16 protein-coding genes and 1 tRNA gene are annotated in these 16403 nt (G+C 60.1%); 10 read left to right on the plus strand and 7 right to left on the minus strand.

Annotated elements, in window-relative coordinates; genetic code table 11:
- Positions 1 to 11 precede the first annotated feature (11 nt).
- Positions 12 to 1592, minus strand: coding sequence for a protein translocase subunit SecD (gene secD / locus ACE3NW_RS03415; protein ID WP_374280368.1), 1581 nt, complete (start codon positions 1590 to 1592; stop codon positions 12 to 14).
- A 222-nt stretch (positions 1593 to 1814) separates the two neighbouring features.
- Positions 1815 to 2168 carry a preprotein translocase subunit YajC gene (gene yajC / locus ACE3NW_RS03420; protein ID WP_374280370.1) on the minus strand — a complete coding sequence of 118 codons (354 nt, stop codon included), beginning with the start codon at positions 2166 to 2168 and terminating at the stop codon, positions 1815 to 1817.
- 261 nt (positions 2169 to 2429) lie between these two features.
- Here yajC and ACE3NW_RS03425 point away from each other — a divergent pair, with 261 nt between their 5' ends.
- Positions 2430 to 3749: an amidohydrolase family protein gene (locus ACE3NW_RS03425; RefSeq protein ID WP_374280372.1), complete on the plus strand. Its 1320-nt coding sequence runs from the start codon at positions 2430 to 2432 to the stop codon at positions 3747 to 3749.
- A gap of 77 nt (positions 3750 to 3826) precedes the next feature.
- Here the strand turns inward: ACE3NW_RS03425 and ACE3NW_RS03430 are convergent, their stop codons facing one another.
- From ACE3NW_RS03430 to ACE3NW_RS03445, 4 genes are all read right to left on the minus strand, one after another.
- Positions 3827 to 4165 carry an Hpt domain-containing protein gene (locus tag ACE3NW_RS03430; protein WP_374280375.1) on the minus strand — a complete coding sequence of 113 codons (339 nt, stop codon included), beginning with the start codon at positions 4163 to 4165 and terminating at the stop codon, positions 3827 to 3829.
- 258 nt (positions 4166 to 4423) lie between these two features.
- On the minus strand, positions 4424 to 5680 hold the full coding sequence (locus tag ACE3NW_RS03435; protein WP_374280378.1) for an amidohydrolase family protein: 1257 nt from the start codon (positions 5678 to 5680) through the stop codon (positions 4424 to 4426).
- 12 nt (positions 5681 to 5692) lie between these two features.
- The gene (locus ACE3NW_RS03440) at positions 5693 to 6559 is read right to left on the minus strand and encodes a YitT family protein (RefSeq protein ID WP_374280380.1); all 867 of its coding nucleotides are present in this window, start codon (positions 6557 to 6559) and stop codon (positions 5693 to 5695) included.
- Positions 6560 to 6568: 9 nt separating this feature from the next.
- Complete coding sequence (locus ACE3NW_RS03445; protein ID WP_374280382.1) at positions 6569 to 7366, minus strand: sulfite exporter TauE/SafE family protein; 798 nt, start codon at positions 7364 to 7366, stop codon at positions 6569 to 6571.
- Between the two features lie 303 nt (positions 7367 to 7669).
- Here ACE3NW_RS03445 and ACE3NW_RS03450 point away from each other — a divergent pair, with 303 nt between their 5' ends.
- The 9 genes from ACE3NW_RS03450 to ACE3NW_RS03490 all read left to right on the plus strand — a co-directional run bounded on the left by ACE3NW_RS03450 (position 7670) and on the right by ACE3NW_RS03490 (position 15377).
- Positions 7670 to 8626, plus strand: a complete 957-nt coding sequence (locus ACE3NW_RS03450; RefSeq protein ID WP_374280384.1) for an aspartate carbamoyltransferase catalytic subunit — start codon at positions 7670 to 7672, stop codon at positions 8624 to 8626.
- Complete coding sequence (locus tag ACE3NW_RS03455; RefSeq protein ID WP_374280386.1) at positions 8623 to 9882, plus strand: dihydroorotase; 1260 nt, start codon at positions 8623 to 8625, stop codon at positions 9880 to 9882. The genes ACE3NW_RS03450 and ACE3NW_RS03455 overlap by 4 nt, the downstream gene beginning before the upstream one ends.
- Before the next feature lie 30 nt (positions 9883 to 9912).
- On the plus strand, positions 9913 to 11373 hold the full coding sequence (locus ACE3NW_RS03460) for an NAD-dependent succinate-semialdehyde dehydrogenase (protein WP_374280388.1): 1461 nt from the start codon (positions 9913 to 9915) through the stop codon (positions 11371 to 11373).
- A gap of 20 nt (positions 11374 to 11393) precedes the next feature.
- On the plus strand, positions 11394 to 12296 hold the full coding sequence (amrB, locus tag ACE3NW_RS03465; protein ID WP_374280390.1) for an AmmeMemoRadiSam system protein B: 903 nt from the start codon (positions 11394 to 11396) through the stop codon (positions 12294 to 12296).
- A 274-nt stretch (positions 12297 to 12570) separates the two neighbouring features.
- Positions 12571 to 12897, plus strand: a complete 327-nt coding sequence (locus ACE3NW_RS03470; protein ID WP_374280392.1) for a hypothetical protein — start codon at positions 12571 to 12573, stop codon at positions 12895 to 12897.
- Complete coding sequence (locus ACE3NW_RS03475; RefSeq protein ID WP_374280394.1) at positions 12890 to 13684, plus strand: ABC transporter ATP-binding protein; 795 nt, start codon at positions 12890 to 12892, stop codon at positions 13682 to 13684. Before ACE3NW_RS03470 ends, ACE3NW_RS03475 begins: the two co-directional genes overlap by 8 nt.
- Positions 13681 to 14844 carry a SufD family Fe-S cluster assembly protein gene (locus ACE3NW_RS03480; RefSeq protein WP_374280396.1) on the plus strand — a complete coding sequence of 388 codons (1164 nt, stop codon included), beginning with the start codon at positions 13681 to 13683 and terminating at the stop codon, positions 14842 to 14844. Before ACE3NW_RS03475 ends, ACE3NW_RS03480 begins: the two co-directional genes overlap by 4 nt.
- 98 nt (positions 14845 to 14942) lie before the next feature.
- A tRNA-Ile gene (locus ACE3NW_RS03485) sits at positions 14943 to 15018 on the plus strand.
- 161 nt (positions 15019 to 15179) lie between these two features.
- The gene (locus tag ACE3NW_RS03490) at positions 15180 to 15377 is read left to right on the plus strand and encodes an Arm DNA-binding domain-containing protein (protein WP_374280398.1); all 198 of its coding nucleotides are present in this window, start codon (positions 15180 to 15182) and stop codon (positions 15375 to 15377) included.
- A 356-nt stretch (positions 15378 to 15733) separates the two neighbouring features.
- Here ACE3NW_RS03490 and ACE3NW_RS03495 read toward each other — a convergent pair whose 3' ends face one another.
- Entirely contained in the window at positions 15734 to 16399 is a 666-nt protein-coding gene (locus ACE3NW_RS03495; RefSeq protein WP_374280400.1) for a DUF1641 domain-containing protein, read from the minus strand.
- Positions 16400 to 16403 lie beyond the last annotated feature (4 nt).

The following is a 16403-nucleotide window of genomic DNA, read 5'->3' on the forward strand; positions in this document are numbered from 1 at the left end:
CTCCCGGCACGCTATATGCTGATGCCCTTGGGGCCGCAGTGGCGCGCCCACTCCTCAAAGATGGCCCGCGAAACAAAGATGGCCGTAAACATGGAGGCAATGATGCCCAGAGAGAGCGTCACTGCAAACCCTCGGATGGGGCCGGTACCAAACTGGTACAGAATCACGGTGGCGATGATTGTTGTCAGGTTTGAGTCGGTAATGGAAATGGCCGCCCGGTCAAAGCCCGCCTTCACCGCAGCCAGAGGGGTGAGCCCCAGCCGTATTTCTTCGCGTATGCGTTCGTAGATGAGCACGTTGGCGTCCACCGCCATACCGATGGTCAGCACGATACCGGCAATACCCGGCAGGGTAAGCGTTGCGCCAAAGGCTGCCATGCCCGCCATGACGATGAGCATGGTAAAGCACAGCATGACGTCGGCAATGAGGCCGCTCATGCCATAGTAGAATGCCATAAATACAACAACGCACACAGCGCCCACCATGGCCGCACGCACGCCGCTGTCAATGGATTCCTGCCCCAGGGAGGGGCCAACGGTGCGTTCTTCAAGCACCGAAACAGGCGCGGGCAGCGAACCAGCGCGCAGCACGATGGCCAGATCCTGGGCCTCGGCAGTGGTAAAGCTGCCAGAAATGCTGGCCCGGCCACCGCCGATGCGCTCGCGGATGGAAGGCGCGGAATACACCTTGCCGTCAAGCACAATGGCCATACGGCGGCCCACGCTTTCGCTGGTCACACGTTCAAAAATGCGTGCGCCACGGGCGTTGAAATTCAGGGTTACGTAAGACTGGTTCATCTGGTCAAAGGCGGGGCGCGCGTCAGAAACGTCCTCGCCGGTGAGCATGGCGTCCTTTTCCAGCGCGATCAGCGTTTCTTTCTGCTGCTGGCCGGGGTTTTTCTCCAGCATGGGCAGCACGATCACACCGGGGGGCAGCACGGCCTTGCCGGGGTCAACGTCTTCGCGCACCAGATGAAATTCAAGGTGGGCGGTCTGGCCGATAACCTGCACGGCGCGGCGCGGGTCAGAAATACCCGGCAGCTGTATCTGGATACGGTTGTCCGACTGCTTGCGGATATCGGGCTCGGCAACACCAAACTGGTCAATGCGGTTGCGGATGGTACGCAGGGCCTGATCGAGCGAAAGGTCTTCGATGCGCTTGACTTCTACCGGGGTAAAGCGGGCCACGTAGCGCAGCTGTCCGGCTTCACCTGCCTGGGGTTCGCCCACGCTCAGCTGCGGAAACTGCCTGGCCAGAAGTTCACGCAGCTGGGGTTCGTTTTCCGCGCGCGGCAGCACGAATTCAAGTGCAGTGCCACCCACCACGCGGGGGCGCAGCACCACAATCTTTTCGTCCTCGGCAACGCGGCGCAGATCCTGCCCAACCAGGGCCAGAGAGTTGCTCACGGCCTTGGCCACGTCAACACCGAGCGTCAGATGGATGCCGCCCTTGAGGTCAAGGCCGAGATTAATTTTGCTCGACGGCAAGACGCGCTCGAGGGCTGTTCCCAGATAGGGAACGCTGGGGAGCGCGTAAACAAGGGACAACACAAAAACCATGATGGCTATGGACAAGCGCCAGAGCAGACCCATCGTTCACCTTCCACACAACAGATTAAGCTTTGCCGCAACCGTGCTGCTGCCCCCAAGAGGGCAGAGCACGGCTACAGACAAAGCCGGAAACTTCTTAGGCCCGAAATCCGGGCACATCAAGAGGCAAAAGCCCAAGAGCCGATCTGGCAACAGCCGGTTCAGCTCACGGGCCATGCACTGCGCCCGCCACGGCAATGGCAGGCGCATGTCGCCAGGGGCGACCTACTTCTTTTCTTCCTTGGCGTCCTTGCTGCCCTTGACGGGAACAACGCCGCCAACAGCACCGCGCGAAACGCGCAGCTTGGATTCACCGCTCTCAAGCAGCACCTGTTCGTCGTCGATTTCCAGAATACGGCCAATAATGCCGCTGGAAGTCATAACGTGGTCGCCGCGCTTCAGTTCGGCCAGCATCTGCTTGTGGGCCTTGGCCCGCTTCTGCTGGGGACGGATAAGCAGGAACCAGAAGATAACGAACATGACGATGAGGGGCAGAAACTGCATCAGCATTTCCTGTCCGCTGGCGGGAGCGGCCCCGGCCTGGGGAGTGCCCATGGCATAAGCTAAGGATTCAAACAAAACGCACCTCCATAGGGTGTGGGTATAGCTTTAAAAAAACGCCCGCGTTCACAACGGGCAAAACGTTGCCCGCGCCTCATTTTCGCGCGATGCAGCCAATTTCTATATACGCTGCGGCGCTATCTTGCAAGCATTTCCGGCTTCCGGCCCGCTGGCAGCGGCCATGGCGCTGCCCCGCTTGCCAAGCAACGGGCTGAGAGCTAGATTCAAAAACCAGCGTCAACACACGCATTATCACGCAACCACCCAGCGGAGAAACGCATGCGCCACTGCGACACACTGCTCCACGCCGCCTGTATTGTCACCCAGGACGAACAGCGACGCATTATCGAAAAAGCCTCTCTGGCCATCGACAAAGGCCTGATTGCAGATATAGGCCCCACAGACGAGCTGCTGCAAAAATGGCAGGCCAGCGAAACCCTGCATCTTGAGGACAAGCTCGTTCTGCCGGGCCTGATCAATGCCCACACCCACGCCGCCATGACCTTTTTGCGCGGGCTGGCCGACGACATGCCCCTCATGGACTGGCTGAACCAGCGGATTTTTCCTGTGGAGCAAAAGCTGACACCCGAACTGGTGCGGCTGGGCAGCCTTATGGGCTATGCAGAAATGCTGCGCACAGGAACCACATCCTGCGTGGATATGTATCTTTTTGAGGCCGCAGTGTTCGAGGCCGCCGAAACTGCCGGCCTGCGCTGCCTTGGCGGCGAGGCTGTTTTTGCCTTTCCTTCTGCGGCCTTTCCCGGCCCGGATGCAGCCCTCAACGCCACCCGCGCCCTGGCAGAAAAATACCGCAGCCACGAGCGCCTGCGCGTGGCCGTAAACCCGCACAGCGTCTACACCACCACCCCCGAAATTCTCACAGCCTGCCGCGATCTTGCGCAAGAGCTGGCCCTGCCCCTGCACATCCACCTGGCCGAAACCCCTTCCGAAACACAGATATGCCTTTCGGCCCAGGGCAAGCGGCCCACGGAATACTGCCGCAGCCTTGGCCTGTTTGATGTGCCCTGCACGCTGGCCCATGTGGTGGATGTGACCTCGGACGAGCTTGATCTGCTCGCCCGCCAAAAGGCCGTGGTGGCCCACAACCCCTCCTCCAACATGAAGCTGGCCTCTGGCGCGGCCCCGGTGGCGGCCATGCTGGCGCGCGGCATGCGCGTGGGCCTGGGTACGGATGGCGCAGCCAGCAACAACAGGCTGAACATGTTTTCTGAAATGGGCCGCGCGGCCCTGCTGCACAAGCTCACCGGCCTTGATCCCACCCTGCTGCCCGCCGGTCAGGTGCTGGACATGGCCACCCTTGGCGGTGCTGCCGCCATGCACGATACCCGCCTGGGATTTCTGGCCCCCGGCATGGCTGCCGACTGCATTGCCCTTGACCTCACAGAGCCCAACATGCAGCCCATGTACAACGAGGTTTCGCACATCGTGTACGCGGCCACGGGCATGGAAACCCGCATGACCATGGTGGGCGGCGAGGTGCTGTACCACGAGGGACGATTTACCCGCTTTGACTATGCCGCACTGCGCGAAGAAATGCGCAACGTGCGCCGCTTTGTGCTTGAGGCATCAGGGGGATAACCCGCCTGCCCAAATCATGCAAAAGGCCCCTCGCGGAACACACCGTGAGGGGCCTTGAATATTCGGCAAAGCCTGCGCTACTGCGTCATAAATGCGTGCATGGTCACAAGCGTATCCATGTGGGCGGCACTGAAGTGATTCATGGCGCGGCCAGTGTCGGCACCGGCCTTGATAGCCATTTCAAGCTCAAGAGCGGCGGCGGCCAGCGCCTTGGCCCCAAGGTTGGCGGCGGCTCCCTTGGTGCTGTGTACCAGGTCGCGGGCTTCGTCAGCCTTGCCGTTCATCAGGGCCTGAGCCACCTTTGAAGGGGTATCGCGCTCTGTTTCGATGAACTTTGCCAGCAGCTTGACATACATGTCACGCTTGTTGAGCACCCTGGCGATGGCTTCCTTCCAATCCAAAACTTCCTCTGTCATGTTGTCCTTCTTGGCGCAGGTTAAGAAAAAGCGGCAGGGCCGCTTGCAGTTGTACACGCGGTCGGCGTTCCAAAATCCGGTAAACCGCAAAATCCCCAAGGCGGATCACCGGCAGGCTGGCGGTAAAAAAAGCCGGATCAGCGTCAGTCTGCTGGGCGAATACTGCCAGCAACAAATTACCCTGACAAGGACTTTATGCGCGCAGCATAAAGGCTGGCAACAGTTAGAGACCTGAGGTGGCCCGCCCGGTGCAGCCGCCTAGTAGGTAAGGGTTTCGGGCAGCACGCAAAAATCCGCAGGCCCGCCTTTTTCAAGGCGCCCCGCGCCGCAGCCCAGCACATTGAGAGCCGCCGCGCCGTTCACGGTCAGCATGCGCACCAGGGCTTCCGGCGGCACGTCCATGGTTTCGCGCAGCCACACGGCCTCCTTGCGCACATCAAGGTCGCGGTTGGAGGTAAGGCCGTCTGTTCCCAGGCAGAGCAGCGCGCCGCTTTCCATCATTTCGCGCACGGGGGCAAAGCCCACGCCCAGATTACGGTTTGAGCGGGGGCAAAGGCACAGGGCAGCACCACTGGCCGCCAGCACCTCCACTTCCTGCGCGTCCAGCTGCACACCGTGTACAGCCAGCGTGCCGGGGCCAAGCAGCCCCAGCTTGACGGCATAAGCCAGGGGCCGCAGGCCGGGGGCTGTCCAGCCCGGCGGCAATACCACCTTGTCGTAAAAAGCGCGCAAAGGCCCGTCGCCGGTGGTCAGCATCTGCGTTTCTTCTGGTGATTCAGCAAGATGAAAGGAAAACACGCGTCCCATGCGGGCGCAATCCTGCCGCGCTGCGGCCAGGATTTCTGGCCCCGTGGAATACAGGGCATGCCCGCCCGGCGCACAGCGGGCCATCAAAAAGGGATCATCATTCAGCGCCTGCCTGCACCGGGGGGGCCAGGGGCGCTCGCCATCGGCAAAGGGCGCACCGTGGCCAAACCATTCGCAAAAATGGCTGGCAGTAAGCCCTGCCTCGTTGCAGGCGGCATCGGCCAAAGCAGTGCCTCCGGGCAACGAACCCGTGATATTGCCCACATACAGCGTGCCAAACAGGGCCAGGGATGCGCAGGCGTTTTCAATGGCTTCGGCCTGCGGGGCAGCGCCTAGCAGAGGCACAAGGCTTTGCAGCCATGCGGTAAAGCCCCGCCCCCACAGCGTTTTTTCTTCAAGATGCGCAAGCTCAAGGTGGGTGTGTGCGTTAACGCAGGCCGGGGCCAGACACACAGGCCCCACATCGCGCACCAGCGCACCGGCGGGCAGGCGTGCCTGCGACCAGGGCTGCACGTCCTCTACAAGACCGTCGCGCACCAGCAGCACGCCGTTGTCGATCTTTTTCAGCGGGGCAAAAAGGCGGGCGGCACGGGCCGGGCCCTCGCCAGCCAGCGTCAGGATACTTTTGGCCCTGATGGCAAGCAGACTGTCTGACGCATCACCGACAGCGTGTGCCGTGGCAGGAGATTCCGTATCTTCCGGGTTCATGGGGCCTCCCCGTCAACGACTGCTGCGGGTAAACTGCCCGCCAGAGACGTAGAAGGTATTTTCCACAATAAACAGGGCACGCGGATCAATGCTGAAAACCAGGTTTTCCAGCCGCTTGAGTGCCACATTGTTGGTAACGGTAAGCAAAATCTCGCGGTCAGAGCCGGAATAAGCCCCCTTGCCGCGCACAAGCGTTGCGCCAAAGCGCTCTGTCACCAGAATGGCCTCGCTGATTTCCTCGCCGTGGTCAGAAATGATCATCACAAGCTTGCGGCGGTTGAACAGGCCCAGCACATATTCCAGCGTGTGGGCCGAAATGAACATCATCAGCATGGAGGCCACAATCAGATCAAGGTGCATGCGCGAGGCCGCCGTAAGAAACAGCAGGCAGTTGAACATAAAGTTGAACTGGCCGATGGGCACGCTCCAGCGCTCTTTGAGCAGCACGGCCACCACATCCGTACCGCCGCTGCTGCCCATGGTGCGCAGCATTATGCCGCAGGCTGCGCCGTGCAGCACCCCGCCCACCACGGTGGCGTAGACTTCGCTTTCAATGGGAATGGTAAAGGTAACAAAAAAACTGCACAGCGTGGTACACAGGGTTCCGTAGGCAGTATAGAGCAAAAAGCGCTTGCCCACGCAAAACCAGCCCAGCACGTACACAGGCACGCACAATACGGAATACCACACCAGCGGCGTCAGCGTGTCTGTCCAGTATCCCACAAGCAGGGCCACGCCCATGACTCCCCCGGAAAGGAAGCCATGGGGCGCGGCCACGCTTTGAATGCATATGGCCATGAGCACCGACCCCAGCGTGAGCCAGAGCAGGTTCCATAGCACCGATTCGGCCAGTGCCTTGTTGTACGAGTGCAGCTTCATGCGTCTATGCTACAACAGGCCCCAGATCATCTTCAAGGCCACAAGGATCAAAAAACAGGCAAAACCTTTTTTGAGCTTGGCGGCTGGCAGCGAATGCGAAAGCTTTGCTCCTAGGGGCGCCGTGATAAAGCTGGCCGTGGCAATGCCCACCAGGGCCCACAGGTTCACAAAACCCAGCGACATGGCGGGCAGATCGGGCCTGCCCCAGCCGCCCACAACAAAGCCCAGCGTGCCCGCAACGGCAATGGGAAAACCAATGGCTGCCGAGGTTCCCACGGCATGGTGCAGGGGCACGTTGCAAAAGGTCATGAAGGGCACGGAAAGCGTACCGCCGCCAATACCCACAAAACTCGAAATCAGGCCGATAATGCCGCCCACGCCTGCGGTTCCCATCTTGCCGGGCAGGTCGCGGCTGGCCGGGGGCCGGTAGTTGGAGAGCATCTGCGCAGACACCACAAGTATAAAACAGATGAAGAAAATTTTCAGAAACATGGTGGGCATGTGGGTGGCCACAAGCCCGCCAAAAAACGTACCCAGCAGAATGCCGGGGGTGATGGCCTTAAAAATATCCCAGTGTACGGCTCCGCGCGCGTTGTGGGCGCGGGCGCTGGAAATGGAAGTTATCATGATGCTTGCAAGCGACGTGCCCAGCGCCATCTGCTGCACATAGATGGCAGGCACACCCACGGTGGGAAAGATGGCCACCATCATGGGAACCAGAACAATACCGCCGCCAACTCCCAAAAGCCCGGCAAGCACACCGGCCACAGCGCCGCAACAAATATAGGCTACAAGAGACAAAAGCATGTATTTCTCCTCACTGATTCTGCTTGGGGCCGCGCGGTGAAAAGCCACAAAAACACAGCACAGCTCGCCCTACAACTAGACAATGCCCCTGCAAGCGTCAACCGACTTTTTGCTTTACAAAGCGCCAAAGCGCGCCTACATTTTGTACTTATGAAGTACAACGCCCGCATGCGCAGTTTTCTATGGCAGGGCAAGCATAGCGCCCCCGGCCTTCCTAATTTTTTTTGCATTTGCAGGCGTGTTTCCAATTTTCCCCGTTGTATGGCAACGGGGATTTTTTTTACCTTTTTACCACGTACCGTCATGAATACCGACAATCGCTACCACTGGCCCCACAAAGACCTGCTGGATGTCACGCAGCTGAGTGCGCAGGACACCATGCACCTGCTGGATCTGGCCGCCAGCTTTCAGGAAATCAACAGCCGCCCCGTCAAGAAGGTGCCCACGCTCAAGGGCAAGACAGTGGTGCTGTTTTTTGTAGAAAACAGCACCCGCACCAAGACATCCTTTGACGTGGCGGGCAAGCGGCTTTCTGCCGACACCTATTCGCTGGCCAAGTCCGGCTCAAGCCTCAACAAGGGCGAGACCCTCAAGGATACGGGGCTCACCTTGCAGGCCATGGGGCCGGATGTGATTGTCATCCGCCACCCCAGCAGCGGCGCGGCGCGCTTTCTTGCAGAGCTGCTGCCCTGCGGCATTGTCAACGGCGGCGATGGCTGGCACGCCCACCCCACCCAGGCCCTGCTCGACTGCTACAGCCTGCGGCAGGCATGGGAAAACCGCTTTGAAGGACGCACCCTGCTTATTCTGGGCGACATTGCCCACAGCCGTGTGGCCCGCTCAAACATGCATCTGCTCACCATGCTTGGGGTCAAGATTCGCCTGTGCGCGCCGCGCACCCTGCTGCCCGCCGGGGTAGACCACTGGCCTGTAGAGATTTATACCGATCTGGACAAGGCCGTGCGCGATGTGGACGGTGTCATGTGCCTGCGCTTGCAGCTTGAGCGCCAGCAGGCGGGCCTGCTGCCCGACCTGGCCGAATATTCGCGCCGTTTCTGCCTTGGCACACGCCAGATGGCCCTGGCCGCGCCCGAAGCCAAGGTACTGCACCCCGGCCCTATGAACCGTGGGCTTGAAATTTCCAATGAAATAGCAGACGCCCCCGCCAGCCTGGTGCTCAACCAGGTGGCCGCCGGTGTCGCCACGCGCATGGCCGTGCTCTATCTGCTGGCCACACGCAATGACGGAGTACGCGCATGAGCCTTTTGATTAAGAACACCCGCCACCTTGATGCCCCCGTTGACCTGCTTGTGCGGCACGGCAAGATTGTCACCATGACCCCCGCAGGCCATCACAGCTACGACAGCCGCGCCGTTTTTGACGCGCAGGGCCTTATGCTCATGCCCAGCTGCACCGATGCCCACGTGCATCTGCGCGAACCCGGCTTTGAATACAAGGAAGACATCGCCTCTGGCCTTGAGGCTGCGGCACGCGGCGGCTTTGGCAATATCATGTGCATGGCCAACACCAGGCCCGTCAACGACACGGCCAGCATCACGCGGGCCATGCTTGAGAGCGCCCGCAAGAGCCACCCGCAAGGGCCGCGCCTGTGCCCCATAGCCGCCGCCACCGTGGGCCTCAAGGGCGAAGAAATGGCCCCCCTCGCAGAGCTCAAGGAAGCTGGCTGCGTGGCCATATCCAACGATGGCCGCCCGCTGGAGAATGCCGAGCTTGTGCGCCGCATCATGGAATACGGGGCCGACCTTGGCCTTGTGCTCATCGACCACTGCGAAGACCCGCACCTGGCAAAGGGCTGGCGCATGCACGAGGGCGTGACCAGCGGTTTGCTTGGCGTAAAGGGACAGCCCGCCGCCGGTGAGGCCAATCAGGCCATGCGCGACATCATGCTGGCCGAATACCTTGGTATTCCCGTGCATATCGCCCACGTTTCCGCTGCGCTCACCGTAGACTGCATTGCCTGGGGCAAGGCGCGCGGCATCAAGGTAACAGCCGAAACCTGCCCCCACTATCTGCTGCTGGATGAAACCGCCCTTGAGGGCTACAACACCCAGGCCAAGGTAAGCCCGCCCCTGCGCACGGCAGCCGACCGCGAAGCCCTGCGCCGCGCCGTCAAGGACGGCATCATTGACATTCTCGCCACAGACCACGCCCCCCACGCCGACCACGAAAAGGAAGGCACGCTCGACGATGCCATGTGCGGCTTTACCGGGCTGGATCTTGCCCTGAGCCTCACCTGGGGGCTGGTGGCCGAAGGCGTGCTTACCGAGGCTGACATGCACCGCCTGTGGAGCCACCGCCCGGCAGAAATATTCAATCTGCCGCGCAACGGTTTTGCCCCCGGCGACCCGGCAGATTTCTTCCTCTTTGACCCCGATGAAACGTGGATTCCCAGCCGGGAAACCCTTTACTCCAAAAGCTGCAACACGCCATTTCTCGGCCAGACCCTGCGCGGCAGGGTCAAGCACCACTGGATTGACGGCCAGCAGCTGTTCTAGGCCCTGCGGGGTTCATGACCAGGAGTTGTTATGTACCGTATTCTGCACGATCAGGATCTGTTCCGCACCCAGTGCCTCATCAACGGGCGCTGGCGCGATGCGGCAGACAAAGGCGTTATCGAGGTGGTCAACCCCGCCAACGGCAAGCTGCTTGGCACAGTGCCCAACTGCGGCGAGGCCGAAACCCGCGAGGCCATCGCGGCAGCCCAGGCCGCCTTTGCCACCTGGAGCGCACGCACGCCCATGGAACGCGGCGCGCTGCTGCACGCCTGGGAACGCGCCATTGCCGACAATATTGAAGACCTGGCCCGCCTGCTCACCCTTGAGGAAGGCAAACCCCTGGCAGAAGCCAGGGCAGAGATCATGCAGGGAGCCTCGTACTTTCCCTGGTTTGCGGAGGAAGCCCGCCGCTACAGCGGCGACGTCACCCCCGTGTACCGGCACGGGGTGCAGGCCATTACCCGCCATGCCCCCGTGGGCGTTGCTGCGGCCATTACGCCGTGGAACTTCCCCATGTCCATGATTCCGCGCAAGGTGGCCCCCGCCCTTGCAGCAGGCTGCACCATGGTGGTCAAGCCCGCCAGCGCCACGCCCTACAGCGCACTGGCCATGGCCGAACTGGCCATGCGGGTGGGCATACCCGCTGGCGTGTTCAACGTTGTTACCGGCAGCGCAAGCCGCATTGGCAACGAAATCACGTCCAACCCTCTGGTGCGCAAGCTGAGCTTTACCGGCTCCACTGCCGTGGGTCTGCAACTGGCAACCCAGTGCGGCGCAACGCTCAAGCGCCTTTCCATGGAGCTGGGCGGCAACGCCCCCTTCCTGGTATTTGACGATGCCGACATGGACAAGGCCGTAACCATGGCCATGGGCTGCAAATTCCGCAATGCCGGGCAAACCTGTATCTGCGCCAACCGTTTTCTGGTGCAGAACAGCGTGGTGGAGGCATTCACCACCAATCTGCTCGACCACATCACGGCCCTGCGCGTGGGCGACGGCCTCAAGCCGGAAACGGACATGGGCCCGCTCATCAATGCAGATGCCGTGGCCCATACCGATGCCATGGTCAAGGACGCGGTGGCCAAGGGCGCGCAACTGCTGATTGGCGGCAAGCCCCACAGCCTGGGCGGCAATTTTTACGAACCCACCCTGCTGCTGGGCCTTACACCAGAGATGCGCATTTTCCGCGAGGAGATATTTGGCCCCGTGGCCGCCATCATGCCCTTTGCTACCGAAGATCAGGCCGTGGAACTTGCCAACCGCACGGAATTTGGCCTTGCCTCCTACGTGTGTACGCGCGACATGCCCCGCACATGGCGGCTTTTCAACAAGCTTCAGTACGGCATGGCGGGCTTTAACGATGCGGGCCTTGCTGCGGCAGAAACACCCTTTGGCGGCGTGAAATTCAGCGGCATTGGCCGCGAGGGCAGCCGTGAGGGGCTTCAGGAGTACATGGAAACCCATTATGCTTTGCTGGGTGGGCTGAACTGACACACCCGCAGGGAGTACCCATGCCCGAACGTATGCCTGTCGTTGCCGGGCGCTTTTATCCTGCCGCGCCCGACGCGCTGCAAGCGGAAGTGAGGTCACTTCTTGCGGCTGGCAAAAGCTATTCTGCAACCGCGCCCCTTGATCCCAGCCACAATCCTTCTGCCCGGCTGTGCGGCCTCATGCTGCCGCACGCGGGCTATGCCTACTGCGGCAAGGTGCTGGGCGCAACGCTGGCAAGCCCCTGGAACGGAACTTCCGCCGGGGCCAGCCTGCCCGAAAGGCTCGTGATCCTCTGCCCCAACCATACTGGCAGGGGGGCTCCCCTTGGGGTTTGGCCCCAGGGCATGTGGCGTACACCGCTGGGCGGCATGAATGTGGATGTGGCCATGGCCGCCGCCCTGTGCGATAAGGGCGGCTATGTGCCCGACATGCAGTCACACCTCGACGAGCACTCCATTGAAGTGCTGCTGCCCTTTTTGCAATGCCTGCCGCCGCAGCAGGGCAAGGAGGGGGCCACGCGCAGCATAACGCCCGTATGCGTGGGAACCACGCACCACAAAACCCTGCTCCAGGCCGGGCTGGCCCTGGCAGACGCCGTGCGCCAGTGCGAAAAACTGGGGGACAGGGTGGGCATTATCGTAAGCTCTGACATGAACCACTTTGACAACCAGGAATCCACCATGCACAAGGACGCCCTGGGCCTTTCGCAGGCTTTGGCCTGCGACCCGGAGGGCCTGCTTGCCGTGGTGGAACGGCACAAAATTACCATGTGCGGCGCGGCCCCCATGGCGCTGGCACTGTTTGCCGCCCATGCGCTGGGCGAACCGTGGGCAGAGCTGTGCATGTACGATACCTCGGCCACGGCATCGGGCGACACGCACCGCGTGGTGGGCTATGCGGGGTTGAGGTTTGGGCTGGCCTGAGCCATTCACCCCCCACAAGCCATGGCAGAACAAAGCCCCAAGGCAGCGGAACCATCACCGCTGCCTTTTTTTGCGCAGGGCAGACGCACCTGTTATTTTTTGCGCAACTGCCGCACAGGGGCAAAAATGCCCCAAAACATCCGCAAATTGCGGCCCAACAGCCCATTGTTACCCATAAGGCGCTGTTTTAGGTACGCAACAGATTGTACCGCATCTCTGGACAGCTTGGGGCAAGTTTGCCACTATGCGGCATCACAAAACCAAGGGGATTACCATGGAAGTGTGCATCGCTTATCTGCGTGGCAAACCGATCATGCTGGAACTGCGGGACGGCATAGCCTACCTCGACAACGAACCCCAGCCCATCAAATATCTCGACGAGGCCAAGCTTCAGGAGTTCAGCGACTCCATCCAGGCCATTCCGTATTCCGCCGATCCCGGCTATCAGGCGCTGGTCAATTCCAAACGCGCGGCCTTCATTGTTACGCTGCTTGGCAGCGCCGTGGGCGAAGAATGCGTTTCCAAACTGACCCACCTTCTGGATCATGTGCATTACGACGTGCTGGAGTATCTGGGCGAAACCGGAGAAGAAGATGCTTGATATCCGTGATCTGCATGTTTCGGTCAAGGGTACGCCCGTGCTCAAGGGCATTGACCTGCATGTTCGCCCTGGCGAAACATTCATTCTCTTTGGCCCCAACGGCTCCGGCAAAACTACCCTGCTCATGACCCTCATGGGCTTTGCGGGGTACGAGGTCACACAGGGCCAGATCATCTACAAGGGTACGGACATCACCAACGCGCCCATGTACGAGCGCGCGCGTCTTGGCATCGGCATGTCGTTTCAGCGCCCGCCCACCATCCACGGCCTGCCCACGGGCAAGCTGGTGGAACTGTGCGGGCGTGGCCGCGAGCTGGATGTTAAGGGCATGGCCCGCAAGGTACATTTTGACCATTTTCTTGATCGCGATGTGAACGCGGGCTTTTCTGGCGGCGAGATCAAGCGCTCCGAACTGCTGCAACTCATGGCCCAAAAGCCCGACCTGCTGCTCTTTGACGAGCCGGAATCGGGCGTGGATCTTGAAAATATGGCACTTGTGGGCAAAACCGTGCGTTTTCTGCTCGACGGCATGCCCGAACGATGTTGCGCCACGCTGGCGCAGCGCGAAAAGGTGCGCTCCACCAGCGGTCTTATCATCACCCACACCGGCCATATTCTTGAATACGTCAACGCCCACCGGGGGCAGGTCATGTATCAGGGCAAACTGTGCTGCGAGGCGCGGCCCCGTGAAATTCTCGACCACATTGCCACCCACGGCTATCAGGAATGTCTGCGCTGCCTTACCGGCGACATGCTTGGCAAAATTGCGGAGGCGCCCCTTAAATGAGCTCTGTAAATCTCTCCCGCTTTCAGTTTAACGGCGGCGAAAACGCCGCGCCCATCGAAAACCTTGCCGCCCTGCCCCGCGAGGATCAGGAACGCCTGGTGCTGGCGGGCATCGACGTGAACGACAATTCGTCGAGCGGCGCGTTCATGCAGCTCAACCACGCTGGCGTACACTGCGAAACGCGCCACGAGGGCCTCGACCTCATGGACATCCGCACCGCGCTGAAAAAATTCGACGGCCTGCCCCAGTATTTCTGGAAGCTGCTGAATCCCGAAAAGGACGAATTCACGCGCATGGCACAAGAGCACTGCAACGGCGGCTACTTTGTGCGGGCGCGCAAGGGCGTAAAAATCGCCCAGCCCGTGCAGTCGTGCATGTTTATCAAGGGGCATGGCGCGGGCCAGAGCATCCACAACATTGTGGTGGTTGAAGAAGGCGCAGAGCTGCACATTCTCGGCGGCTGCGCCACCGCCCACAATGCCAACGATGCCGCTCATCTGGGCGTAACAGAATATTATGTGGAAAAAGGGGGCAAGCTCACCTTTACCATGATCCACAACTGGGGCGACAGCACAACGGTGCGGCCCCGCTCTGCCGGTATTGTTGAAGCCGGGGGCGAGTTTCAGAACAACTACATCCTGCTCAAGCCCGTGGGCGACCTGCAAATGTACCCCACCATGACCCTGGCCGGTGCAGGAGCCGTGGCCCGCTTCAACTCGGTTATCGTGGCCCCCACCGGCTCGTATGTGGACTGCGGCAACCGCATTGATCTTGCTGCCCCCGAAACGCGCGGCGAAATCATCTCGCGCGTGGTCACCACCGGCGGCACGGTCATCAACCGGGGCTTTATCGGCGCTTCTGCCGCGCCCGCCAAGGGCCACCTTGAATGCAAGGGGCTTATTCTCGGCGGTGGACGCATGCACGCCATTCCGGAGCTCGACAGCAACCAGGACGGCGTGGAGCTTTCGCACGAGGCAGCCGTGGGCAAGATCGCGCAAGAGGAAATTGAATACCTCATGGCGCGCGGTCTGGATGAAGACGAAGCCGCCGCCACCATTGTGCGGGGCTTTTTGAATGTGGACATCATGGGCCTGCCCGCCCCGCTGAAAAAGGCCATGGACGATCAGATATCCCTGCTGGAAGCGGGCAACGCCATGTAGCAGCGGCGGGTCTGCGATGTGCCAATACTGCACACCAAAAGCCACCCACCACACACACTTGACCAAAACCAGCCTTGCAGCTATATTTCCCCTCCTTGGGGCCTATAGCTCAGTTGGTAGAGCCTCCGGCTCATAACCGGCCCGTCCCAGGTTCAAGTCCTGGTGGGCCCACCAAGAATTGCTCAGACAAAGCCCGCCGAAGTTGCACAACTTCGGCGGGCTTTGCGTTTTGTGGCAAACTACGCTTCTTTTAGGTCCATCTAGGTTCGTTGACAGCCTCAATTTTGGGGGCAACTTTAGGGGCAACAGCAAGACGCCCTGGAGGTATTGCCCCCATGCCCCTCACCGACACCGCAATCCGCGCCATAAAACCGACCTCTAAGACCGCCAATTTCTTAGACGGAGGAGGCCTGTGCCTTAAAGTTGCCTCCAGCGGGCGCAAGTGGTGGTGGCTCAAATATCGCTTTCAGGGCAAAGAAAAAAGATTTTCCTTGGAAACCAATAAATTACAAGTGGTGTACGCAGTGGGGTAAGGTCAACTACGGCACGCCGCATTTTGAATATTCTGGCAGAAAACAACATTCTGAAAGTTCTTAGCCCCGCCAGTGGAAGACGTGCTGCAACTTACTGTTTCCCCGAAATTCTTAACTTGGCGGAAGGAAAGCAAGCCTTTTGATGCTCTTCTGTGCAAAGCAAAATAGTTTGATGATCAAAAATTATAAAAAATGAGCGTCAAACTATTTTGTCTCACTTATATGAACATCAAGACAGTTGCTTGTGGGGCCACCAAGAATTGCTCAGACAAAGCCCGCCGAAGTTGCACAACTTCGGCGGGCTTTGCGTTTGTAACCCCACGCTCATGTCTGGCGTGTTTATGAAAGGCTAGCGGTTAGTTACCCGCGTTCTGCCCCGCGTACTTTCCAGCCACCTTGATCAGTTCGGCAAGCAGGCCCAGGGTCTGTTTGCCTTCGGCGCTGCCAAGGGCTCCCACAAGGCCAAAAACGCCCGTGGGCTTCACGTTGGCAGTGTCGATCTCGCCCAGCATGCCGATCAATTTTGTGATCCTGGCTTGCAGGTCGGGGTCGGCAAGGCGCTGCAACTGGCTGATCAAAAAGGCCAGGCCTTCACCAGTTTTTGCAATGTCCTCTGGGCTCATGGAGCCCAGCATGGTTCCGCCAGCGTTTTTGACAGCAGACATTTTTGCAAACACGCCGTCCCTTTCCCACTCGCCCATTTTTTCAATAATGTGCGGAAACGTCGGCGCAACGGCGGGGTGCAGTATCTGCCACAGGTCGGTGGCGTTTTCCAGCTGATCGAGCAGCCATGTGATCTTGGGAACGGTCAGCAGGCCTTTTCTGCACAGGTCCAGAATGTCGTCGAGGGTAACCCGGCCATTGAGCGTTTCCATTTCTTCAATGGCAAGACGAAAGGCATGGTTGCCAATGGGCGTCAGCTGTTCGATGAGCATGCGGCTGTTTTCTTTGCTCGCTTGAAGATCGCTGAGCCTGTCTTCAATAGCCTCAAGCCGCTCAAGAATTTTATCTTCAGGTGTCATATGC

The sequence above is a fragment of the Desulfovibrio sp. genome (assembly GCF_041907885.1).
Lineage (GTDB): Bacteria > Desulfobacterota > Desulfovibrionia > Desulfovibrionales > Desulfovibrionaceae > Desulfovibrio.